This is a genomic window from Bacteriovorax sp. DB6_IX, from assembly GCF_000447775.1.
Classification (GTDB): Bacteria; Bdellovibrionota; Bacteriovoracia; order Bacteriovoracales; family Bacteriovoracaceae; genus Halobacteriovorax_A.
Genome location: NZ_AUNJ01000074.1, coordinates 1 through 255, shown reverse-complemented (window position 1 = coordinate 255; position 255 = coordinate 1). Strand labels below are relative to the sequence as shown.

Sequence of the window (255 nt, the reverse complement as noted above, 5' to 3'; positions counted from 1 at the left end):
CAATAATAATAGAGACTTACAACTTGGAAAGATACTTTTCCACGTGACGAATTCCTTCAATTCTCTTCTTCATAGACTGAGAAACGATGCAAGACTCTCCCACACATTGACTATGGAATTTTTGAAAACACTGAGCGAGAAGATTGAAATACTCCTTAGATCCAACAACAATTTTATCAAGTTCCTTCTCTGACTTTTCAACAACTAATTTCTCTTGGTTTTGGCTAAGACATTCATCGACGCCAAAAACAGTGT

General features: G+C 36.1%; 1 protein-coding gene. It reads right to left on the bottom strand.

Annotated elements, in window-relative coordinates; genetic code table 11:
* Positions 1–16 precede the first annotated feature (16 nt).
* Positions 17–255 (bottom strand): hypothetical protein (locus tag M901_RS02365; RefSeq protein WP_034719747.1); only part of this gene is annotated, 239 nt, incomplete at its 5' end.